Origin of the sequence: Nonomuraea gerenzanensis, from assembly GCF_020215645.1 — a bacterium.
In the GTDB taxonomy this organism is placed as follows: domain Bacteria; phylum Actinomycetota; class Actinomycetes; order Streptosporangiales; family Streptosporangiaceae; genus Nonomuraea; species Nonomuraea gerenzanensis.
On sequence record NZ_CP084058.1, the window covers coordinates 3,741,840 to 3,761,592 of the forward strand.

General features: G+C 71.7%; 21 protein-coding genes. 10 read left to right on the forward strand and 11 right to left on the reverse strand.

Annotation, left to right across the window (positions count from 1 at the left end; genetic code table 11):
- Nucleotides 1–54 precede the first annotated feature (54 nt).
- The 3 genes from LCN96_RS17995 to thiE are packed head-to-tail and all read left to right on the forward strand — an operon-like array spanning nucleotide 55 to nucleotide 2,239.
- Nucleotides 55–1,218, forward strand: a complete 1,164-nt coding sequence (locus LCN96_RS17995; RefSeq protein WP_225273879.1) for an NAD(P)/FAD-dependent oxidoreductase — start codon at nucleotides 55–57, stop codon at nucleotides 1,216–1,218.
- Between the two features lie 30 nt (nucleotides 1,219–1,248).
- Complete coding sequence (locus LCN96_RS18000; RefSeq protein WP_225273880.1) at nucleotides 1,249–1,623, forward strand: Rv2175c family DNA-binding protein; 375 nt, start codon at nucleotides 1,249–1,251, stop codon at nucleotides 1,621–1,623.
- On the forward strand, nucleotides 1,601–2,239 hold the full coding sequence (thiE, locus tag LCN96_RS18005) for a thiamine phosphate synthase (protein ID WP_225273882.1): 639 nt from the start codon (nucleotides 1,601–1,603) through the stop codon (nucleotides 2,237–2,239). The genes LCN96_RS18000 and thiE overlap by 23 nt, the downstream gene beginning before the upstream one ends.
- Nucleotides 2,240–2,387: 148 nt before the next feature.
- Here the strand turns inward: thiE and LCN96_RS18010 are convergent, their stop codons facing one another.
- A complete protein-coding gene (locus LCN96_RS18010) occupies nucleotides 2,388–3,455 on the reverse strand; it encodes a polyprenyl synthetase family protein (protein WP_225273883.1) in 1,068 nt (355 codons plus the stop codon).
- Nucleotides 3,456–3,546: 91 nt separating this feature from the next.
- Here LCN96_RS18010 and metF point away from each other — a divergent pair, with 91 nt between their 5' ends.
- Nucleotides 3,547–4,467, forward strand: coding sequence for a methylenetetrahydrofolate reductase [NAD(P)H] (gene metF, locus LCN96_RS18015; RefSeq protein WP_225273884.1), 921 nt, complete (start codon nucleotides 3,547–3,549; stop codon nucleotides 4,465–4,467).
- Between the two features lie 152 nt (nucleotides 4,468–4,619).
- Here the strand turns inward: metF and LCN96_RS18020 are convergent, their stop codons facing one another.
- Together LCN96_RS18020 and LCN96_RS18025 are read right to left on the reverse strand one after the other, a co-directional pair.
- The gene (locus LCN96_RS18020) at nucleotides 4,620–5,003 is read right to left on the reverse strand and encodes a GNAT family N-acetyltransferase (RefSeq protein WP_397351912.1); all 384 of its coding nucleotides are present in this window, start codon (nucleotides 5,001–5,003) and stop codon (nucleotides 4,620–4,622) included.
- A 199-nt stretch (nucleotides 5,004–5,202) separates the two neighbouring features.
- The gene (locus tag LCN96_RS18025; protein WP_225273885.1) at nucleotides 5,203–5,679 is read right to left on the reverse strand and encodes a YbaK/EbsC family protein; all 477 of its coding nucleotides are present in this window, start codon (nucleotides 5,677–5,679) and stop codon (nucleotides 5,203–5,205) included.
- A gap of 92 nt (nucleotides 5,680–5,771) precedes the next feature.
- Here LCN96_RS18025 and LCN96_RS18030 point away from each other — a divergent pair, with 92 nt between their 5' ends.
- A complete protein-coding gene (locus tag LCN96_RS18030; RefSeq protein ID WP_225273887.1) occupies nucleotides 5,772–6,590 on the forward strand; it encodes a L,D-transpeptidase family protein in 819 nt (272 codons plus the stop codon).
- A gap of 153 nt (nucleotides 6,591–6,743) precedes the next feature.
- Nucleotides 6,744–8,651, forward strand: coding sequence for a hypothetical protein (locus LCN96_RS18035; protein ID WP_225273888.1), 1,908 nt, complete (start codon nucleotides 6,744–6,746; stop codon nucleotides 8,649–8,651).
- On the opposite strand, the gene LCN96_RS18040 is transcribed toward LCN96_RS18035, so the two are convergent.
- On the reverse strand, nucleotides 8,648–9,067 hold the full coding sequence (locus LCN96_RS18040) for a winged helix-turn-helix transcriptional regulator (protein WP_225273889.1): 420 nt from the start codon (nucleotides 9,065–9,067) through the stop codon (nucleotides 8,648–8,650). The genes LCN96_RS18035 and LCN96_RS18040 overlap by 4 nt on opposite strands.
- 82 nt (nucleotides 9,068–9,149) lie before the next feature.
- Here LCN96_RS18040 and LCN96_RS18045 point away from each other — a divergent pair, with 82 nt between their 5' ends.
- Complete coding sequence (locus LCN96_RS18045; protein ID WP_225273890.1) at nucleotides 9,150–10,061, forward strand: Rossmann-fold NAD(P)-binding domain-containing protein; 912 nt, start codon at nucleotides 9,150–9,152, stop codon at nucleotides 10,059–10,061.
- A 124-nt stretch (nucleotides 10,062–10,185) separates the two neighbouring features.
- Here the strand turns inward: LCN96_RS18045 and LCN96_RS18050 are convergent, their stop codons facing one another.
- Both LCN96_RS18050 and LCN96_RS18055 read right to left on the reverse strand, forming a co-directional pair.
- The gene (locus LCN96_RS18050; protein ID WP_225273892.1) at nucleotides 10,186–10,713 is read right to left on the reverse strand and encodes a hypothetical protein; all 528 of its coding nucleotides are present in this window, start codon (nucleotides 10,711–10,713) and stop codon (nucleotides 10,186–10,188) included.
- Between the two features lie 89 nt (nucleotides 10,714–10,802).
- Nucleotides 10,803–11,408 carry a TetR/AcrR family transcriptional regulator gene (locus LCN96_RS18055; protein ID WP_225273893.1) on the reverse strand — a complete coding sequence of 202 codons (606 nt, stop codon included), beginning with the start codon at nucleotides 11,406–11,408 and terminating at the stop codon, nucleotides 10,803–10,805.
- A gap of 96 nt (nucleotides 11,409–11,504) precedes the next feature.
- Here LCN96_RS18055 and LCN96_RS18060 point away from each other — a divergent pair, with 96 nt between their 5' ends.
- From LCN96_RS18060 to LCN96_RS18070, 3 genes are all read left to right on the forward strand, one after another.
- On the forward strand, nucleotides 11,505–12,701 hold the full coding sequence (locus LCN96_RS18060; protein WP_225273894.1) for a cytochrome P450: 1,197 nt from the start codon (nucleotides 11,505–11,507) through the stop codon (nucleotides 12,699–12,701).
- 6 nt (nucleotides 12,702–12,707) lie between these two features.
- The gene (locus tag LCN96_RS18065; RefSeq protein WP_225273895.1) at nucleotides 12,708–12,899 is read left to right on the forward strand and encodes a ferredoxin; all 192 of its coding nucleotides are present in this window, start codon (nucleotides 12,708–12,710) and stop codon (nucleotides 12,897–12,899) included.
- A 476-nt stretch (nucleotides 12,900–13,375) separates the two neighbouring features.
- Nucleotides 13,376–13,822, forward strand: coding sequence for an SAV_6107 family HEPN domain-containing protein (locus tag LCN96_RS18070; protein ID WP_225273897.1), 447 nt, complete (start codon nucleotides 13,376–13,378; stop codon nucleotides 13,820–13,822).
- Nucleotides 13,823–14,394: 572 nt separating this feature from the next.
- On the opposite strand, the gene bldD is transcribed toward LCN96_RS18070, so the two are convergent.
- The 5 genes from bldD to LCN96_RS18095 form a co-directional block, all read right to left on the reverse strand.
- A complete protein-coding gene (gene bldD, locus LCN96_RS18075) occupies nucleotides 14,395–14,889 on the reverse strand; it encodes a transcriptional regulator BldD (protein WP_026214021.1) in 495 nt (164 codons plus the stop codon).
- Nucleotides 14,890–15,190: 301 nt separating this feature from the next.
- Nucleotides 15,191–16,093: a universal stress protein gene (locus tag LCN96_RS18080; RefSeq protein WP_225273899.1), complete on the reverse strand. Its 903-nt coding sequence runs from the start codon at nucleotides 16,091–16,093 to the stop codon at nucleotides 15,191–15,193.
- A complete protein-coding gene (locus LCN96_RS18085; RefSeq protein ID WP_225273900.1) occupies nucleotides 16,094–17,515 on the reverse strand; it encodes an amino acid permease in 1,422 nt (473 codons plus the stop codon).
- A 10-nt stretch (nucleotides 17,516–17,525) separates the two neighbouring features.
- Nucleotides 17,526–18,461: a carbamate kinase gene (gene arcC, locus LCN96_RS18090; protein WP_225273901.1), complete on the reverse strand. Its 936-nt coding sequence runs from the start codon at nucleotides 18,459–18,461 to the stop codon at nucleotides 17,526–17,528.
- A 24-nt stretch (nucleotides 18,462–18,485) separates the two neighbouring features.
- The gene (locus LCN96_RS18095; protein WP_225273902.1) at nucleotides 18,486–19,730 is read right to left on the reverse strand and encodes an arginine deiminase; all 1,245 of its coding nucleotides are present in this window, start codon (nucleotides 19,728–19,730) and stop codon (nucleotides 18,486–18,488) included.
- Between the last annotated feature and the right edge of the window lie 23 nt (nucleotides 19,731–19,753).

Consider the following 19,753-nt stretch of genomic DNA (forward strand, 5'->3'; position numbering starts at 1 on the left):
CAGCCTACGGCCTCGGTGCGGCGTCCACGTACGCCCCCCGTTATGGTCATGAACGTGAACCATGTCGTGGTGGTGGGAGCGGGCCTGGCCGGAGTGCGTACGGTGGAGGCCCTGCGCGGGCGCGGCTTCACCGGCCGGATCACGTTGATCGGGCAGGAGCGCCATCGGCCCTACGACCGCCCGCCGCTGTCGAAGGCGGTGCTGAAGGGCGAGGCCGACAACAGCTTCGTCGACACCGACCTCGACGCGCTCGGCGTGGACTTCTGGCCGGGCGTCGCCGCCAAGTCGCTGCGCGCGGGCGTCGTGGAGACCACCGAGGGCGAGGTCGCCTACGACGGCCTGGTCATCGCCACCGGGGCCGACCCGATCCGGCTGCCCGGCGACGGGCCCCAGCACGTCCTGCGCACCCTCGACGACGCCCACGAGCTGCGCGCCATGCTCGTCCCGGGCGCCCGCGTCGCGATCATCGGCGCCGGCTGGATCGGCGCGGAGGTCGCCACCGCCGCCCGGCGCGCGGGCTGCGCGGTGACGGTCGTCGAGTCCGCCTCCGCCCCGCTGTCCACCGCCGTCGGCGCGGAGCTCGGGAAGCGCACCCTGCCCTGGTACGACGGGATCGACCTGCGGCTCGGCACCATGGTCGACTCCGTGGACGAGGGCGGCGTGCGGCTGGTGGGCGGGGAGTTCGTCGAGGCGCACGTGGTCGTCACCGGGATCGGCGTGCGGCCGGCCGTCGAATGGCTCGCCGACGCCGACATCGACCTGCACAACGGCGTGGTCACCGACGAGCACCTGCGGGCCTCGCTGCCCGGCGTCGTCGCGGTCGGCGACTGCGCCGCCTGGTGGTCGCGCCGCTGGCGGACCAGGCTGCGGGTGGAGCACTGGGACACCGCGCTCAACGCCCCTGAGGTCGCCGCCGCGACGCTGCTGGGGGAGGAGGCGGTGTACGACCCGGTGCCGTACTTCTGGTCGGAGCAGTTCGGGCACATGCTGCAGTACGCCGGCCACCATCCCGCCGGTGACCGGCTGATCTACCGGGGTGAGCCCGAAGGAAAATGGTCGGCCGTGTGGCTCACCGCCGACGACACCCTGGCCGCGGTGCTGGCCGTGGACCGGCCGCGGGACCTCGTACAGGGGCGCAGAATCATCGATGCAGGCTCCCGCCTCCAAGCCGAACGCCTGGTAGATCCACAAGTACCCCTACGGGATTGTGTTGTTTGAGCAAGCACGCCATGTGGTAGTTGTGGTTTCGTGACGCTTTCTGTTGCACAGATCGACCGGGAGACCGACCAGCTCGTAGACGAGTGGCTCACCCTCCCCGAAGTGGCCTCGCGCCTCGATCTCCCGATCGGCCGGGCCAAGCAACTCCTCAGGGACCACAAGCTCCTCGGCGTGCGCCGGGGCAGCGGCGGGCCACAGGTGCCTGCGGTGTTCCTCGATGGAAAGGACGTGATGAAGGGCCTGCCCGGCACACTGACCGTGTTGCAGGACGCCGGGTACGACGACGTGGAGTCGCTGCGCTGGCTCTTCACCCCAGACGAGTCCCTGCCGGGGTCGCCCATCGAGGCGATCAAGGCCGGCCGTCACACTGAGGTCAAGCGGCGTGCCCAAGCCCTCGCTTTCTGAGGCCCGCCTCTATCTCTGCACAGACGGCCGCCGCGACCGCGGCGATCTGGCAGAGTTCCTCGACTCGGTGCTGGCCGGCGGCGTGGACATCATCCAGCTGCGGGAGAAAGGCCTGGAGGCCCGCGAAGAACTCGCGCTCCTCGAAGTCTTCCGCGACGCCTGCGACCGGCACGGCAAGCTGCTGGCCGTCAACGACCGGGCGGACATCGCCTACGCCGCCCGGCCCGACGTGCTCCATCTGGGGCAGGACGACCTTCCTGTGACGGTCGCGCGAGAGATACTCGGCGACGACATCGTCATCGGACGGTCCACCCACTCCGCCGCCGAGGCTTCCGCCGCGGCTGTGGAGGAGGGCGTCGACTACTTCTGCTGTGGCCCCACCTGGCCCACCCCGACCAAGCCCGGCCGCCCGGCCCCCGGCCCGCCGCTGCTCCGGCACGCGGCGTCGCTGGAGACCTCGCGGCCGTGGTTCGCGATCGGCGGCATCGACCTCGGCAATCTGGATGAGGTGATGTCGTACGGGGTGCGGCGCGTGGTGGTGGTACGGGCGATCACCGAGGCCGACGACCCCGGGGCGGCGGCGGCGGAGTTCGTCAAGCGGCTGACTGGCGGCTGAACGCGCGAGGCGCCCGCTTCTCGCCGCGGGCGCCTTCGTCGTCGCCCACCTCGCCGCCGTCCTGCTGTGCTCGGCTCCCGGGCTCAGGCGGGCAGGGGCCGCCAGTCCTTGCGGGACGTGGCGGCGATGGCGAGCTCGGTGAGGGCCGTCAGGTCTTGCGGGACGTGGCGGCGATGGCGAGCTCGGTGAGCGCAGCCCGCGCCTCCGGCGTGACCGGCGCCGCGTCAAGGGCGGCCAACGCCTGCCCGAGATAGTCGCCGATCAGGTCCTCGCACTCCCGCAACGCCCCCGTGTCCTCGATGATCCCCCGCAACGTGGCGACCCCCCGCTCGTCCAGCCCCGGATCCCCCAGCAGCCGCCGCACCGTCTCGGCGTCGGCGGGGGAGGCGGCGGCCAGGGTGCGGGCCACGAGCATGGTGCGCTTGCCTTCCCGTAGGTCGTCGCCCGCCGGCTTGCCCGTCTGCGCCGGGTCGCCGAACACGCCCAGGATGTCGTCGCGCAGCTGGAAGGCGATCCCGACGCGCCGCCCGTAGCCGGTGCACAGCTCGTCCATCCACGGGGCGAGCTCGCGGGCGGCCAGGGCGAGGCCGAGCCTGAGCGGCTGCTCCACCGAGTACTTGCCGCTCTTGAACAGCGCCACCCGCAGCGCCGACTCGAACGTGTTCTCCCCGTGCGCCTGCTCCAGCAGGTCGAGGTACTGGCCGCACATCAGCTCGCTGCGCATGTGGTCGTGGACGGGCTGGGCGGTGTCGAGGGACTCGCGCGGCAGGCCGCTCGCCCGCCACATCTCGCCGGACCAGATCAGCAGCAGGTTGCCGAGCAGGATCGCGGCGCCCTCGCCGAACTGCTCGGCGGAGCCGTACCAGGCGGACTTCTCGTGCATCGCCTGGAAGCGGCGGTGCGCGGACGGCATGCCCCTGCGCAGGTCGCTCTTGTCCATCACGTCGTCGTGCACCAGCGCGCTGGCCTGCAGCAGCTCCAGCGAGGCCGCGGCGGTGAAGATGCCGGGCACGTCCGTGCCGCCGGCGCCGCGCCAGCCCCAGTAGCAGAACGCGGGGCGCAGCCGCTTGCCGCCCGACAGCAGCTCGTCGGCGGCCGTGCGCAGCGGCGCGAACTCGGGGTCGCCGGTCGCGGGCAGCTTCCGTTCGACGAACTCCGTGAGGGCACGCTCCACCTGCGCGCGCAAAATCTCCATGCCGGCGGCGTCAGTGGTCATGCCCTGAGACTAGTGGCCCCGGGGACAGGTCAGGATCTCCAGGTGGTTCTCTGACCCGCGGATCCCATGCATGTGACGGTAACCTTGGCTCATGGCGCTTGGTCGACCCTCCATCCGGCCCGATCGTGTTCCCACCGTCCGCGAGATGCTCGCCTCCGGTGGCCGGTCGTTCTCCTTCGAGTTCTTCCCCCCGAAGACCGACGAGGGCGAGCGGCAGCTCTGGCGCGCGATCAGGGAGCTGGAGTCGTTGCGGCCGACCTTCGTGTCGGTGACGTACGGCGCCGGTGGCTCCACCCGCGACCGCACGGTCGACATCGTCGAGCGGATCGCCCACGACACCACCCTCACCCCTGTGGCGCACTTCACCGCGGTCAACCACTCGGTGCGCGAGCTGCGTCACCTCGTGGGGCGCTTCGCCGACGCCGGGGTGCGCAACATCCTGGCCGTGCGCGGCGACCCGCCCGGCGACCCGATGGGCGAGTGGGTGCAGCACCCCGAGGGCGTGCTCTACGCCGAGGAGCTGGTGCGGCTGATCCGGCTGGCGGGCGACTTCTGCGTCGGCGTGGCCGCGTTCCCGTACAAGCATCCGCGCTCGCCGTCCATCGAGTCCGACACCGAGTACTTCGTGCGCAAGTGCCGGGCGGGAGCCGACTACGCGATCACCCAGATGTTCTTCCAGGCCGACGACTACCTGCGGCTGCGCGACCGGGTGGCGGCCGAGGGGTGTGACACGCCGATCATCCCGTGCATCATGCCGGTCACCCAGATGAGCACGATCGCCAGGTCCGAGCAGCTGTCGGGGGCGCCGTTCCCGCCGGACGTGGCCGCCAGGTTCGAGGCGGTCAAGGACGATCCGGCGGCGGTGCGGCGGCTGGGCATCGAGCACGGCGCCGAGCTGTGCCAGCGGTTGCTCGACGAGGGCGCGCCGGGGATCCACTTCATCACGTTCAACCGGTCGAGCGCGTCGCGTGAGGTCTTCCAGCGGCTGGAGCAGGTGCCCGCCTCCGCGTGAGCCGGCGGGCCCGGGGCGGGTGCTCGCCACCCGCCCGCAGGGGGACCGGGCGGATGGCCGAGCCGACGGCGCGTAAAGAGCCGGTTACTTTCCGTCATGGTTGATGCCCTGTGTCATGGCACGGCAAACCCACCGGTCACGGTCGCCCTGGCTCAGGTCAAGGGCAGCGGCCGGCCCGCGATCGCGTACTCCTCGGAGCCGCCGGGAAAGACGAACCTCGTCAGCAGGTCGGCGAAGCCCATGCTGGCGTAGAGGTGGCGGGCGGGCGTCGGCTGGTCGTGGGTGGACAGGACGGCGGAGCGCTCGCGGCGCCCGGCGCACAACGTCCGGATCATGGCGCGGCCGACGCCCTTGTTCTGGTAGTCGGGGTGCACGTGGATCTCGGCCAGCTCGAACGCGTACCCCATCCAGGCGTGGGCCGCCTCCTCGCCCAGCCGATCCTCCAGGCCGCGCAGGACGACGTCGTGCCACCACTGCCCCGGCGCGCCCCGGAATCCGTACGCGAAACCGACGATCCGAGGTTCCGGAGCGGGCATATCTGGGGATGAATCACGCAATTCTGCGAAATAACACTGAAAATGGGGATATGTCGCGTGATTTCGCATGATGGTCTTGCGGCCGGTGATCTGCTCCTCCGGCGGATTCATGGCCGCCGTGTAAACATCGATCACCGTCTCCAGCCGCTCAGCGAACTCGGCCGGCCCGGCCCCGCGAAACTCGATCACCCGTCGCACACTACTCGACGTCCACCGGCGTACCCCCGGTGATACGCACGAGCTCGTCGAACGTCGTCGGGAACACCGTGTGCGGATGCCCGCCCGCGGCCCACACCACCTCGTGCTTGCCCAGCCACGTGTCCACCAGGGTGCGCACGGGCGCGGGATGCCCCACCGGCGCCACGCCGCCGATGGGCTGCCCGGTGGCCTGCCTGACGAACTCCGGCGTCGCCCGGCGTACCTGCCCCACCCCCGCCGTGCGGGCGATCAGCTCGACGTCCACGCGGTGCGCGCCGCTGGTCAGCACGAGCAGCGGCGCGCCGTCGGCGTCGAAGATCAGGCTGTTGGCGATCGCGCCCACCTCGCACCCGAGCTGCGCCGCCGCGGCCGCGGCCGTGGGCGCCTTCTCGGGCAGGACCACGATCTCGCCGGTGGCGCCCGATGCGCGCAGGGCGGTTTGCACGATGACGGCGTTCGCGGGCAACTTCTCAGACATGGAGACACTCTAAACAGGTTGACGCCTCTATTACCCATTCCTGGTAAGTGGTGTAGGGTCCCCTGATCCGATCTTTAGGAGAGGTGGTACGGGTGCGGGTTCGACGGCTGCCCGGGGTGGCTGCTCTTCTGACGGCCGGCGCGGTCGTCGTCTCGGGTTGCGGCACGCAGCAGCCCGTACGGCAGGCGGTGGCCTCACCGCCGGTGTCCCCGCCCGCCGCCGCGGCCCAGCAGGGCCCGTCCATCGCCGCTCCCGACCCCGTCGTCGCGCCGCGCAAGACACTCAGGCTGGGCGCCAAGGGCAAGGCCGTCACCTGGATGCAGAAGCGGCTGACCGAGCTCGGCTACCGTCCCGGCAAGGTCGACGGCCAGTACGGCGGCACCACGCTGGCCGCGGTGTGGGCGTTCCAGAAGGTGAACGGCATCAAGCCGACGAGCACCGTCGCCAAGCGCACCTGGCAGGCCCTGGAGACGCCGCGGGCACCCAAGGTGCTGGTCCCCGACGGCAAGCCGACCCGCGCCGAGGTCAACCTGACCAAGCAGGTCATGGTCCTGTACGTGCGCGGCGAGGTGAAGCTGATCACCCACATCTCCTCCGGCAGCGGCATCCCCTACTGCGAGACCACCACCTGGCAGGGCAAGGAGCAGCGCTTCTGCGGCTCGGCCCGCACGCCGACGGGCAACTACCGCACCACGTGGCGGGTGGGCGGCTGGCACAAGTCGTACCTGGGCGAGCTGTACAACCCGATCTTCTTCAACGGCGGCATCGCCTTCCACGGCGCGCTGTCGGTGCCGCTCCACCCGGCCTCGCACGGCTGCGTCCGCATGCCGATGAACGTGGCCGAGGAGCTGCCCGGGCTGCTGGGCAAGGGCGTCCCCGTGCACGTCAGGGGCGCGTACCAGCGTGCCTGAGCCCAGATAACCCCCGTATAACCGAAATCGGTGACAGGCCGGTTATCCGGGCTCTGGTGAGCTTCCCCCGACTCTCAGGGGGATCTCATGACTACGGCTTTCATGGTGAGAACGCCCGCTTCGCCCGTACGGGGAAGTGTGGCGGGACCGCGGATGCGGTGGCTGCTCGCCGCCGGGTGGGTCGCGCAGGTGGCGCTGCGGCTGTGGCTGCACCGCTACCACACGATGCCCGTGGCGAACCCGGACGAGACCGGCTACCTGCTGGCCGCCCGGTGGCTGGCCGGCGGGGCGGGGGCCGATCTGACCGGCTCGACCTTCTACCAGGCGGGGTACGCGCTGCTGCTCGTGCCGATCTTCTGGGTGACCTCCGATCCGGGGCTCGCCTATCGGCTGGCCGTGGGGGTGGGGGCTCTGGCCGGGGCAACTGCCTACCCGGTGGCCTACGTGTTGCTGCGGCGGTTGGGGGTGAGCGGGCGGGCGGCGGTCGTGGTGGCGTTCGCGGCGGGGCTGTCGCCGGCGGTGCTGGTGTTCTCGGGGTACGCGCTGGCCGATGCGATCCTGCCGGTGATCGTGCTGGGGTGGCTGGTCGCGCTGCACGACCTGGTCGCGGGGCGGCCGGAGCGGCGGCAGACGCCGGCTGGGGTCGCGGGGCGGCCGGAGCGGCGGCAGGCGTGGATCGGATTCACGGCGAGCCTTGAGCGGCGGCAGGTGTGGGCCGGGGTCGCGGTGGGCGGGCTGGCGGCGTACGCGATGGCCGTGCACCTGCGGGGGACCGTCATCATGGCCGTCTGCCTGCTCCTGGCCGTCGCGTTGTGGCGCAGGCTGCCACGCGCCGCCCTGATCGCGACGCTCGCCGCGGCGGCCATCGGCGCGGTGGCCGGGGACGCGCTCAACGAGGCGCTGCGGGCCGCGCTCTACCCCGGCGGGCCCCGTGACCTCTCGGCGTTGCTGGTGGCGCGGCTCACGAGCCTGGAAGGGCAGGCGTGGGCGCTGTCGGGGGCGGCGGGGCAGATCTGGTACCTCATCGCCGGCACGTGGGGGCTGGCCGGGGTGGGGCTGGCGGGCGCGGCGGCCCTGCTCGTCCGTCGCTCCGCGCCGCTCGCGCCGCGCGTCCTGGCGGGGGCGCTGCTCGTGACCACCCTGGGCATCGCGTACGCGTCCTCGGCGGCCCTGCCGGACGAGCACCGGGTGGGGAACTTCGCCTACGGCCGTTACCTGGCGTGCGTCGCGGTGGCGTGGACCCTGGCGGGCCTGATCGTGCTGCTCCGCGCCAGACGGCCCTCGCCCGCCCGCCCTCTTCCGAGCGGAACGGGACGGTCTTCGGCGGCGCATCGTGCACCAGGTGGGGCAGCGAGCCAGGCCGCGAGGCGCCAGGCTGCGAGCCCGCCAACCTTGCACCAGTCAGCGGTGGGCGAGGCAGCGGCGCGTCAGGCGGCGGGCATGGCGACGGGCATGGCGGCGGGCATGGCGGCGGGCATGGCGGCGGGCATGGCGGCGGCCGGGCGTGGGTGGCTTTCTGCGGTGCGGCACGTGTCGGCCGCCGCCGGCCTGCTCGCCGTGACCGGCGGCGTGACCGCCTGGTACGCGGGCGACCGCCTCCACCGCCACGCCTTCATCGCCTTCGACTTCCCCGAAGTGATCTTCCTCACCCGCATCCCCGGCGCCCTCGACCTCGTAGCAGCCTCCCTCTCCGCCCTGGCCCTGCTGTCCTGCCTGGCAGCCGCGACCCTGGTCAGCCGGCCCCGGATGCTTCCCGTAGCCGTCCTGGCGCTGATCAACCTGGCGTTCGTCGCACACCTCGCACCATCCCCGCCCGCCCCCGGCCCCGGCTGGCTGCCGGAGCCGCCGCCACCGGGCCGGGTGGCGGTGGAGGCCGGCGTGCGGTGGAACATCAGGGTCCCGCTGGCGTACCAGGTGTGGTGGACCCCGATCGAACGCTTCGAGGGCACGCCTCCGCAGGACGTCTGCACCGCCGTGGTCGAGCAGGACGCCGGGCCACCACCCGAGGGCTGGACGGCCACCGGCGCCCGCCACGGCTGGACGACCTGGTCACGCTGCTAGTGCGGGCCGCGCTGCTCGTCCTCGCCCGGGTGATCGGCGTCCCAGCGGGCGCGGGCGTCCTCCATGGCGTGCTTGTGCTCGCGCGACCAGTCGGCCAGCCGCTGCACGGCCTCGGCGAGGCTGCGGCCCATCGGCGTGAGCCGGTATTCGACCTGCGGCGGGATCGTCGCGTACGCCGTGCGCACGGCCAGCCCGTCCCGGCACAGCCGACGCGTCGTCAGCGTCAGCATCCGCTGCGAGATGCCCGGCACGGCCCGGTGCAGCTCCCTGAACCGCCGCACCCCCTTGGCCAGCTCCACCATCACCAGCACCGTCCACTTGTCGCCGATGCGGTCGAGGACGTCCCTGATGCCGCAGTCGTCGTCCCCGCACGGGCCCGTGGCCTGGGGGGTTACCTCCGTGTGCGCGACTGACATGAGAGTGCCTCCTTACGGCGAGTGCGGGGGCTCGCCCATGCTGGGTCCGTTTCAACCTGGCATATCCACATTAGGGGGACCCATGATTGTCGTGACGGGCGTGTCCGGAGAACTGGGCGGGGCGATCCTCGGCGGGCTGCGGGCCGCCGGCGGGCTGGAGGTGACCGGGGCGAGCAGCTCGGGCGACGGCACGCTGGTGCGGCACGCCGACTTCGACCGGCCGCAGACGCTGCGGCGGGCGTTCGAGGGGGCGCGGGTGCTGGTGTTCGTCTCGGCCGGGTACGCCGAGGACGACGTGGTGCTCGCCCGCCACGGCGCGGTCGTACGGGCGGCGGCCGAAGCCGGTGTCGAGCACGTGATCTACACCAGCCTGGCCGGGTCGGCGGAGCGGCTCACGATCGCCCTGGCGCACCGGTGGACCGAGCAGCGGCTGGCCGAGGCGCCGTTCGACGTCACGGTGCTGCGCAACGCCCTGTACGCGGAGATCCCGGCGGGCCTGGCGCTGGCCGGTCTGCCCATGGCGGCGGACAGCGGGGTGTTCGCGGCGCCCCTCGGCGCGGGCCGGGTGTCGGTGGTGGCCAGGCAGGACCTGGCCGCCGTGGCCGTGCGCGTGGCGGCCGAGGCGTGGCGGGACGTCGTGTCGGGCGGGGATCGGCGGCACGCGGGCAGGACGTACGAGCTGGAGGGTGTCAGCGCGGTCGGCGGGCAGGATCTGGCGGAGGTGCTCGGCGAGGTGCTGGGCCGGCCCGTGGCCTACCAGCCGGTGCCGCTGGGGGCCGCGCGGCCGGGGCTGGCCGGGCTGGAGGCGTATCAGGCGGGCCACACGATCTCGACCTTCTCCAACATCGGCGCCGGCCTGCTGGAGGCCACCCGCAGCGACCTGCCCGCGTTCCTGCACGCGCCGCGCCCGGCCCGCGACGTGATCGCGGCAGCGGTGCGGGCGGCGGTCGATGCGGCCCCGGCCGCGCAAGCGGGCGTCGGCCAGGTCCGCTGACCACTGCGGCGCCGATCGTGCGGGCGGGCGTCGGCCAGGCCCGCTGACCACTGCGGCGCCGATCGTGCGGGCGGGCGTCGGAAAGGTTCGCTGACCACCGCGGTGCAAGCCGTGCGGGCGGGCGTCAGTCCGGCCCGCTGACCGCCGCCGCGTCGCGCCTGCGCCGGGTGGCCGCCCGCACCAGCCCCACCGCCTGGCACAGCCCACCGGCCAGCAACAGCCAGGCCGTGTACGGCTGCCACCCGGGCAAGCCGGACAGGAACTCGGGGGAGTCGTAGAAGTTCCCCATCATCACGGGCGGATTGAACAACGCCACCCCGAACCCCAGCGCGTACGGCACGATCAGCACCCCCGACATGACCAGGATCAGCGCCCGCCCCCGGCTCCCGCGCCGCAGCAGCACCCCGAAGACCGTGTAGAGCACCGACACCAGCCCCACGACCAGAGCGGTCCACCAGGTCAGCCGCCAGGTGTCCACGCCGAGCGTGGTCAGCCCGGAGGGATGCACGAGGCCGGTCCAGGTGGCGGGGTCGCCGATCTGCGCGCGCACCCCCGCCTCGATGGCCACGCGGCCGGCGCCCGCGTACGCCGCCACCATGATCGGACCCAGAGCCAGCAGGACGGCCCACCCCGGGCGACCGCTCCCCGCCATCCGCCATTCCTCCCCGTTCGCCGTTCGGGAGACAGCTTCTCAGAAGCACCCGCCGCTTTCCACGCGATGGCGCGCAGAGCGGACGCGCGCTAGTCCAGGGTGTGCAGGCCGGCGATGGCGAGCTCGGCCGCGCGGCGCGCGGTGCCCAGGATGTCCGTCAGCGACTGATCCTGCTCCAGGGTGGCCATCACCGACAGCTTGATCGCCCCGATGAGCGCGCCCACCGCCGCCGCGGCGTCGCCCGGCGTCAGCTCGGGGAACGCGCCGTGCAACGCCCTGCCCAGCTGGAGCTGGGTGTCGAACAGGATGAGCAGCGCCCGCGCCTGCAACTGGGGCTCGGTGAGGATCAGCCGCATCCGCAGCGCCGCCTCCTCGGCCGTGAGGTCCTGATAGGAGGCGGCCTGCTCGAAGCTCTCCTCGACGATCCGCAGCAGCACGGCCGTCACGGTCTCATCGGGGCGCCTGCTCTCCATCGTGGCGAGCGCCAGGCCCAGCCGGGCCGTGGTGTCGTAGAAGACCACGTCCTCCTTGCTGGCGAAGTAGCTGAAGAACGTGCGGGTCGACACGTCGGCCTGCTCGGCGATCTCCGCGAGCGTCGTCTCCTCGAATCCCTTCACCTCGAACAACCGCAGCGCCGCCTCGATCAGCGCCTGCCGCGTGCGCTGCTTCTTGCGCTCCCGGAGTCCTTCCACCATGCCGGAACTATACTGCACGTCCTTATTGTTTTCATCCATTGCAAATTTGCACTGCATGAGGTTTTCTGGAGGGCAGAGCTCGGAAAGGAGCCCCACATGCCAGAACTCACCATGCCCACCACCCGCCAGCGCCCCCTCGATCCACCCGACGAGATCACCGCGCTGCGACAACAGGCGGCGATCCACCGCATGACGTACGCCGACGGGCATCAGGGCTGGCTCGTCACCGGCCACGCCGCGGCCCGCGCCGTCCTGGCGAGCCCGTGCTTCAGCAACCGGCCCGAGCACGCGCACCCGCCGATCCCGTCCGCCAGGATGGAGCTGGCGACCAGGCCGGAGCGGCTCCGGGTGCCACCCGGCTTCTTCCTGCGCATGGACCCGCCGGACCACACGCGCTTCCGCCGGCTGCTGACCGGGCAGTTCACGGTGCGGCGGATGAAGACGCTGGAGCCGCGCATCGCGGAGATCACCGAAGCCTGCCTCGACGCCATGGAGGCCGCGGGGCCACCCGTGGACCTCGTGCAGGAGTTCGCGCTGCCGATCCCGTCGCTGGTGATCTGCGAGCTGCTCGGGGTGCCGTACGAGGAGCGCGAGCAGTTCCAGGCCGGCACCAAGGTGCTGGCGAGCCTGGAGTCCAAGGCGGACGACGCCGTCGCCGCGCTCGGCGAGATCTCCGCCTACCTGTACGGGCTCGTCGGCCGCAAGCGGGAGAAGCCGGCCGACGACCTGCTCAGCGGCCTGATCGAGAGCGGGGAGCTGAGCGACGAGGAGCTCACCGGGGTCGGCGTGCTGCTGCTCATCGCGGGGCACGAGACGACCGCGAACATGCTGGGGCTGGGGACGTACGCGCTGCTCACCAACCCCGACCAGCTCGCCGCCATGCGCGACGACCCCTCCGTGGTGGACAACGGCGTCGAGGAGCTGCTGCGCCACCTCACGATCATCCACCTCGGCCCGATCCGTACGGCGCTGGAGGACGTCGAGATCGAGGGCGTCACGATCCGCGCGGGCGAGAGCGTCACCATCCACCTGCCCGCCGCCAATCGCGACGCCGCTCGCTTCACCGACGCCGAGCGGCTCGACGTCACCCGGCCCGCCGGCGGCCACCTGACCTTCGGCCACGGCATCCACCAGTGCCTCGGCCAGCAGCTCGCCCGCGCGGAGATGCGCATCGCCTACCCTGCGCTGCTGCGGCGCCTGCCTGGCCTACGCTTGGCGGTAACACCCGAGGAGGTGCCGATGCGCTCGGACATGAGCATCTACGGAGTGCACCGCCTCCCTGTCACTTGGTAGGTCACGATGGAAATCAAGGCAGACACCACGGTGTGCATCGGCGCGGGCATGTGCGCGCTGACGGTGCCGAAGGTGTTCGATCAGAGTGAGGACGAAGGCACGGTCGTGCTCTTGCAGGACGATGTGCCGCAGGAGCTCGAGGACGCCGTGCGCCGGGCCGTGACCCTCTGCCCGTCCGGGGCGCTGTCCGTCTCCTGACGCGGGCCCACGCCTTGACGCCGTTCTGACAAGAGCCCTGACAACACCACTTCGCCGTCGCCGCATCCCGAACCCGCGGCGGCGGCTCTTTCGTTCTCGCACCTCGAACCGGGGGCTCTCGCTTGCGCATCGCCCCATTCGCTTCATGGTCATCGAACCTGTGTTCGTGGATCGGTTGACAACGGGCCGTGATCGAAATTATGTTCGACCTAGTGACGGTGAGGCTCGCGGCTCAGCGTCACCAGGACCTGGTCGCGGGCCGTTCGCTTCCCCAAGCGATTCCCGCGACCAGGCTCCTCGGGCGAAGGGCCCGTCCTCGTCGTCGGCGGAGACGAGTGGGCGTGTCCTGGCCGGACGGGGAGAGGGGAAGCTCCTCGTCCGGCCTGCCCGGCGGAAATGTCGGTGGCGTCTGCGATTGTTGCCTCCATCGGCACAGAAGCCGGACGCCGCCCACGACTCCAAAGGAGGCGCGCAAGATGGCACCACGGCCTAGAGAAACGCCCGGGCCCCGGCTGTCGCCTGCGGTTCGGGCACACCTGACCGACTCACGTTCCAGCCTGGCGGAAGCGACCGGCGCTCGCACCCCGGCATCCCGATATGTCGCCGCCCACCTGGGCGCCCTACGAGCGGCAGCGGCGATCCTCGCCGCCCGGCCCCGCCCCGCGGAGGGCCGCCGCCGCCGGCTGCGCAGCGCCTGGGAGCTGCTGCCCGAGGCGGAGCCCGAGCTGGCGCAGTGGGCCGCCTACTTCGCCATGACCGCCGCCAAGCGCGCCGCGGCCGAGGCGGGCATGGTGCGCCGGATCAGCGCGGCGGACGCCGACGAGATCCTGGCCGAGGCCGAGACGTTCGTCTCGACGGTCGAGGGCATCCTGGGGGTGCCGTCGCAGCCGCAACTGCCGGTGGATGTGCCACTGGCCGGCTGAAGAGTCGACCCTGAGGGGCCTTGACAGGAGGTTCTGCGCCGCCGGGAGGTGCTGGGGTGGTGCATGTGGTCGGCGCGGTCTCGGGGGGCTGCGTGGGTGGCGCTGTGGAGTGGCCGGCGCCGTGACCCGCTCCCTTGCGTGTGACCGCGTCGGTGCTTGCATGAGGTGCGGCTGACCCATGCGGGAGGTGTCGTGGCGCGAGGGGGCGTGAGCGGCCGGTGCCAGGCGGGCTGCCCGTGGCAAGGGGCGGGTTGGCGCGGTGCGGGGCCGTGGCACGAGGGCGAGCCGGTGGTGGCTGCTGGGGCAGGGCTTCCGTGATGCGCCGGCGAGGCGCCCGTGCCGTGGACGCGCCGTAGCCCGCGCACGGACGCTGCGTGCGCCCTCCCGGCGCCGGTGCGGCCCGTTCCAACCCCGTCGCAGAGCCCTGGAAATGCCGATGGGCTCGCCGAACATCCGGCGAGCCCTCGGTAGGAGCGGGCGACCTCAAAACCACAGGTCTGACAGGCCTCAGACCCAAGACAATCCGAACCGCCCAAAGACCGGACGTCGGACCGTCAAGAAAGCCCAGGACGTCAGAACGACTCCACGGCCCTGCGGGCCTCGGCGTCGAGCACGCCCCAGCTGATGAGCTCCTCGGTCAGCTCGCTCGGCGACTTGTCGTAGATCACGGCCAGGGAGCGCAGATCCTCCTGGCGGATCGACAGCACCTTGCCGTTGTAGTCGCCACGCTGGCTCTGGATCGTGGCGGCGTACCGGGCGAGGGCGCCGGCCTTCTCCTTGGGCAGCGTCGCGAGCCGCTCCAGGTCGATCACAAGCTTGGGCGTCGGCCCGAGCGGGCTGGGGGCGGCTCCGCCCGGCAGCAGCTCGGATACGGGCACCCCGTAGAAGTCGGCAAGCTCGGCAAGCTTCTGCACGGTCACCGCTCGGTCGCCACGCTCATAGGAGCCAACGACTACGGCTTTCCACCTGCCACGCGACTTCTCTTCGACTCCATGCAGGGACAGGCCCTGCTGGGTGCGGATGGCGCGGAGTCGTGCACCCAGCGACTTTGCGTACTCAGACGGCATCGTGTGGCCCCCCGGCTCTCGTATGTATCGCTCTCAGTAGATTGTGCTCCCTTGCGGCGTATGCCCGGGCCACCGGGGGGTCTGGTGCCAGGCTCGGCACCATCGGTAGCCATGGCTCTGGGTTTACCCCAGAACGCCGCGCGGTGTGGTTACGCACAGTGACGGTAAAGGGGTGGACGCCTAAGGTCAAGCTGATTGGAAAAAAGATGCCGAATCCGGTCCGGTAGGGAACGCCACAATCGCCCCGCATGTCCCACTGACAACGATGACTTCGTCAGAGTTTGACGAGAAATTCCTCCCGTCAGGGCTCCCTGGTGAGAATCATGACAGGGCAGGTGGAAGCCCGGACGATCTTGATCGAGGTGTCCCCGAGGAACACCCGCCTGAGTGGCCCCGTGTCGCTGGAAGCGCATATGATCATCTCGCCGGGCAACCACGAGGTCGTCCCGAGTGCCTGGGCCACGTTGCGGCCCTCCAGCACCTCGACCTCCACGGGCCGTCCCGCGGCCCCCGCCGGCCGCCGTCCCCGTGCCGCCGCGCGGAGGTCGGCCGCCGCCTGGTCGCGCAGGCGTACGAGCATCTCTTCCTCGATCCTCGCCCGCCTGCCGCTGCTGATCACCAGCGTGACCAGCCGCAGCGGCACGCCCAGCGCCGCGGCGGTGCCGGCCGCGTCCCTGACCGCCGCGTCGCAGCCGGGGCCGCGGCGGTAGGCGACGGTGAGGCGGTCGAAGGCGGGAGGCGGCTGGTCGCCGTAGCCGCGCGGGGCGAGCAGGACGGGAACGGAGGAGGAGTGCAGGAGCTGGTCGGCGGTGCTGCCCACCGAGATGCGGTCCTTGCCGCCACCCGGGGCCGAGCCGATCACCACCACGCCGGCGCCGCGCCTGCGCGCCAGCTCCACCAGCCCGCGCCCGCTGCCCCTGTGGGCGTGCGCGACATACTCGGCGCCCTCACTCGCCGATCCACCGCCCAGCTCGCGCACCAGCTCACGCGCCTGGGCGAGCGCGGCGTCCGCCTGCTCGCGCAGATAGGCCCGCCAAGCGCTCTCCTCGGCCCTGGCAGGCCCGGGCGTGGAGTGGGCGGGCGGCTGCACGGTCGCCACCGTCAGGCGCGCGTGCGCCTGCTCAGCCAGCAGTACGGCCAGCGCCAGCCCGTCCCGCCCCCTGGGCCCGGGGACGAATCCGGCCAGCACCTCGTCCAGCTTCATTCAGCGCACCTCGGAATTCAGCCGCGAATGGCCATAGCCGTACAGGAAGTAGCAGATCAGCCCCAGCAGCATCCACAGCCCGAACGCCACCCAGGTCACCCCGGCCAGCCCCGCCATGACCACCACGCACAGGATCGCGCCCAGCACCGGTGTGACGGGGAACAGCGGCGTGCGGAAGCTGCGCGGCAGCTCGGGGCTGCGGTAGCGCAGGACGAGCACGCCGACGTTGACGATGGCGAAGGCGAACAGGGTGCCGATGCTGGTCGCCTCGGCGAGCTGCCCGAGCGGCACCAGCCCGGCCAGCACGGAGATGAACGCGGCCACGATGAGGGTGTTGGCGACGGGCACCTGCCGGCGCGGGTCGACCTTCTGGAAGACGCGGGGGATGAGGCCGTCGCGGGACATCGCGAACAGGATGCGGGTCTGCCCGTAGATGACGGTCAGCACGACGCTGGCGATGGCGATGACCGCCCCGAACGAGACGATCAGGCCGGGCCAGGTGGCGCCCATGGCCAGGTCGGCGACGTACGACAGGCTCGCCTCGGTCTTGTCGGGATCGAACTCGGTCCACGGCATCGCGCCGACGGCGGCCAGGGCCACGAGCACGTAGACGGCCGTCACGATGGCCAGCGACAGGATGATCGCCAGCGGCAGGTCCCGCTTGGGGTTCTTGGCCTCCTCACCGGCAGTCGAGGCGGCGTCGAAGCCGATGTAGGAGAAGAAGACCTGCGAGGCCGCGGCCGTGATGCCGGCCACGCCCAGCGGGGCGAAGGGCGCCAGATTGCCCGAGTCGAACGCGGCGAACGTCACCACGCAGAAGAACAGCAGCACCGCGATCTTGATGAGCACGAAGATCGCGTTCGCCGTGGCGCTCTCCGAGGCCCCGTACAGCAGCAGCCAGGTGACCAGCAGCACGATGACGATCGCGGTGACGTTGATCACGCCGCCGTCCTGGCCGGGGGAGCGGGTGATGGCGTCGGGCAGCGCGAAGCCGAACAGCGAGCGCAGGAACGAGTTGAGGTACTCGCCCCAGCCCACCGCCACGGCCGCCACGGAGACCGCGTACTCCAGCATCAGGCACCAGCCGCAGATCCAGGCCACCAGCTCGCCCAGCGTCGCGTACGCGTAGGAGTAGGACGAGCCGGACACCGGGATCGTGCCGGCCAGCTCGGCGTACGACAGCGCCGAGAACAACGCCGTGATCGCGGCCAGCACGAACGCCAGCACCACCGCGGGCCCCGCCTTCGGCACCGCCTGCCCGAGGATCACGAAGATGCCGGTGCCCAGCGTCGCGCCGACGCTGAACAGCGTGAGCTGCCACAGCGACATCGTGCGCCGCAGCTCGCCGCCCTCGCCGTGACCGCCCTCCGCCACGATGCGCTCGGTGGGCTTGGTGCGCAGGAGCCGCTGGGCCAGCGTCATGGGGCACCCCCTACAACGTGCTCGTCAGCGGCCACCGGCCGTTGGGTGTGACGATGGTGCCCGCGCAGCCGCCGAGTATGCGCTCGGCGTCCTCCAGCCGGCCGATGGCGGCCATGTCGCCGGTCGTCTCCACGAACCGGCAGACCGCCTCCACCTTCGGCCCCATCGACCCGGCGGGGAAGTCGAGCGCGCGCAGCTCGTGCGGCGTGGTGTGGCCGATCTCGCTCTGGCCGGGCGTGCCGAAGTCCCGCATGACGCGCGGCACGTCGGTGAGGCTGAGGAACGCGTCGCACTCCAGCGCCTCGGCCAGCATCGCGGTGGTCAGGTCCTTGTCCACGACGGCCTCCACCCCGGTCAGCCGGCCGCGCTCGTCGCGCACGACGGGCACCCCGCCGCCGCCCGCGCACACCACGATCACGCCGTCGCTCACCATCCGGCGGATCAGCCGGGTCTCCACGACGCGCTGCGGGGCGGGGGAGGGCACGACGCGCCGCCAGTGCGAGCCGTCGGGCCGCACCGTCCAGCCGTGCTCGGCGGCCAATTTCTCGGCCTCCTCCTGCTCGTAGACCCGGCCGACGAACTTCGTGGGCTCGGCGAAGGCCGGGTCCACGGCCGACACCAGCGTCTGCGTGACCATGGCCAGCACCTGCCTGCCGGGCAGCGCGTTCTGCAGGGCCTGCTGCATCCAGTAGCCGATCAGGCCCTGCGTCTGCGCGCCGAGCGCGTCGAACGGGTACGGCCCGGACAGCCCCGGGTCGGCGGCGCTCTGCATGGCCAGCATGCCGACCTGCGGGCCGTTCCCGTGGGTGATGACCAGCTCGTGCTCGCCCGCCAGGCCGGCCAGCGCCCTGGCGGCGGCGCGCACGTTGGCGAGCTGCACGTCCGCGTCGGGCGGCTGCCCGCGCCGCAGCACCGCGTTGCCCCCGAGCGCCACGATGACCCGCATGCCGATCCCCCTCCAGCCGGTCTCTCAGACCGCGTCGCGCTCCAGCGGGCAGCTCATGCACCGCGGCCCGCCACGCCCTCTGCCGAGCTCGCTGCCCCTGATCGTGATCACCTCGATGCCGTTGTCACGCAGGTAGTGGTTGGTGGTGGCGTTGCGCTCGTAGGCCACGACCACGCCGGGCTCAAGCGCCAGCCCGTTGCAGCCGTCGTCCCATTGCTCCCGCTCGGCGGCGTAGACGTCCTGGGTGGGAGTCAAAACCTTGATGTCGGGCAGGTCAAGGGCGTGTGCGATGGCCTTGTGCATGTCCTCGGGCGGATGGTCGGTGACCTTCAGCTCCTTGGACGTCTCGCCCGGCTCGATCGTGTACGCCGGCAGCATCCCCAGGCCGGCGTACTTGGTGAACACGCCCACGTCCAGCATGGTCATCACGGTGTCGAGGTGCATGAACGCGCGGGCCTTCGGCATGTCGAGCGCCACGATCCGCCGGGCGGACCCGGCGCTGAACAGCCGCTGCGCCAGCATCTCGACGGCCTGCGGCTGGGTGCGCTCGCTCATCCCGACCAGCACCGCGCCCCGGCCGATGACCAGCACGTCGCCGCCCTCCATGGTGGCGGGGGCCACCGACTGGCCGGGCATCCAGCAATGGTAGCCGCCCTGCCCGGGCCGGTTGAAGCCGCCGGCGAACGTCGGGTGGTACATGTAGACGGCCTCCATGTTGACCGTCTCCCGCATGCGGGCCTTCTTGCGCATCGCGTTGATCGACACGCCGTCGTAGATCCAGCACGAGGTGTCGCGCGTGAACAGGTGGTTGGGCAGCGGCGGCAGGATGAAGCCGTCGTCGCCCGTGGCGTGGAAGGTCACCGACTTGGGGTCGCAGCCCATCGCGACCAGCTCGCGCTTGGTGATGCCGCCGGTCAGGTAGACCTGCAGCGTGGCCGAGTCCATCCCGTCGAGGGTGTTGCGGATGTCGTCGATGGCGACGGGGCCGAGCCAGCGCTCGTCGATGACCGCGTCCAGGATGTGCTTGCGCGCCTCGGGGATCTCGACGGTCTCCGTGAGCAGGTCGGCCAGCAGGTGGACCTGGATGCCACGGCTCGTCAGCACCTGCTGGAACTCCTCGTGCTCCTCGATCGCGCGCTGCACCCAGAGCACGTCGTCGAAGAGGAACGCGTCCTTGCTGGTGGGAGTCAGCCGTCTCAGCGCCAGGTCGGGCCTGTGCAGCAGGACCTGCCGCAGGTGCCCGACCTCGGAATCGACATGGAACGTCATCTGTGCTGTATCCCCCTTCAGGG

Excerpts from the sequence above, each read along its gene's own strand:
- LCN96_RS18055 (WP_225273893.1), bottom strand. The coding sequence starts at position 11,408 with ATGGTGGAAGGACTCCGGGAGCGCAAGAAGCAGCGCACGCGGCAGGCG.
- LCN96_RS18065 (WP_225273895.1), top strand. The coding sequence starts at position 12,708 with ATGGAAATCAAGGCAGACACCACGGTGTGCATCGGCGCGGGCATGTGC.
- LCN96_RS18085 (WP_225273900.1), bottom strand. The coding sequence starts at position 17,515 with ATGACGCTGGCCCAGCGGCTCCTGCGCACCAAGCCCACCGAGCGCATC.
- LCN96_RS18010 (WP_225273883.1), bottom strand. The coding sequence starts at position 3,455 with ATGACCACTGACGCCGCCGGCATGGAGATTTTGCGCGCGCAGGTGGAG.
- LCN96_RS18060 (WP_225273894.1), top strand. The coding sequence starts at position 11,505 with ATGCCAGAACTCACCATGCCCACCACCCGCCAGCGCCCCCTCGATCCA.
- arcC (WP_225273901.1), bottom strand. The coding sequence starts at position 18,461 with ATGCGGGTCATCGTGGCGCTCGGGGGCAACGCGGTGCTGCGGCGCGGG.
- LCN96_RS18020 (WP_397351912.1), bottom strand. The coding sequence starts at position 5,003 with ATGCCCGCTCCGGAACCTCGGATCGTCGGTTTCGCGTACGGATTCCGG.
- LCN96_RS18045 (WP_225273890.1), top strand. The coding sequence starts at position 9,150 with ATGATTGTCGTGACGGGCGTGTCCGGAGAACTGGGCGGGGCGATCCTC.
- LCN96_RS18080 (WP_225273899.1), bottom strand. The coding sequence starts at position 16,093 with ATGAAGCTGGACGAGGTGCTGGCCGGATTCGTCCCCGGGCCCAGGGGG.
- LCN96_RS18050 (WP_225273892.1), bottom strand. The coding sequence starts at position 10,713 with ATGGCGGGGAGCGGTCGCCCGGGGTGGGCCGTCCTGCTGGCTCTGGGT.
- bldD (WP_026214021.1), bottom strand. The coding sequence starts at position 14,889 with ATGCCGTCTGAGTACGCAAAGTCGCTGGGTGCACGACTCCGCGCCATC.
- LCN96_RS18040 (WP_225273889.1), bottom strand. The coding sequence starts at position 9,067 with ATGTCAGTCGCGCACACGGAGGTAACCCCCCAGGCCACGGGCCCGTGC.
- LCN96_RS18025 (WP_225273885.1), bottom strand. The coding sequence starts at position 5,679 with ATGTCTGAGAAGTTGCCCGCGAACGCCGTCATCGTGCAAACCGCCCTG.
- metF (WP_225273884.1), top strand. The coding sequence starts at position 3,547 with ATGGCGCTTGGTCGACCCTCCATCCGGCCCGATCGTGTTCCCACCGTC.
- LCN96_RS18095 (WP_225273902.1), bottom strand. The coding sequence starts at position 19,730 with ATGACGTTCCATGTCGATTCCGAGGTCGGGCACCTGCGGCAGGTCCTG.
- LCN96_RS18070 (WP_225273897.1), top strand. The coding sequence starts at position 13,376 with ATGGCACCACGGCCTAGAGAAACGCCCGGGCCCCGGCTGTCGCCTGCG.
- LCN96_RS18035 (WP_225273888.1), top strand. The coding sequence starts at position 6,744 with ATGCGGTGGCTGCTCGCCGCCGGGTGGGTCGCGCAGGTGGCGCTGCGG.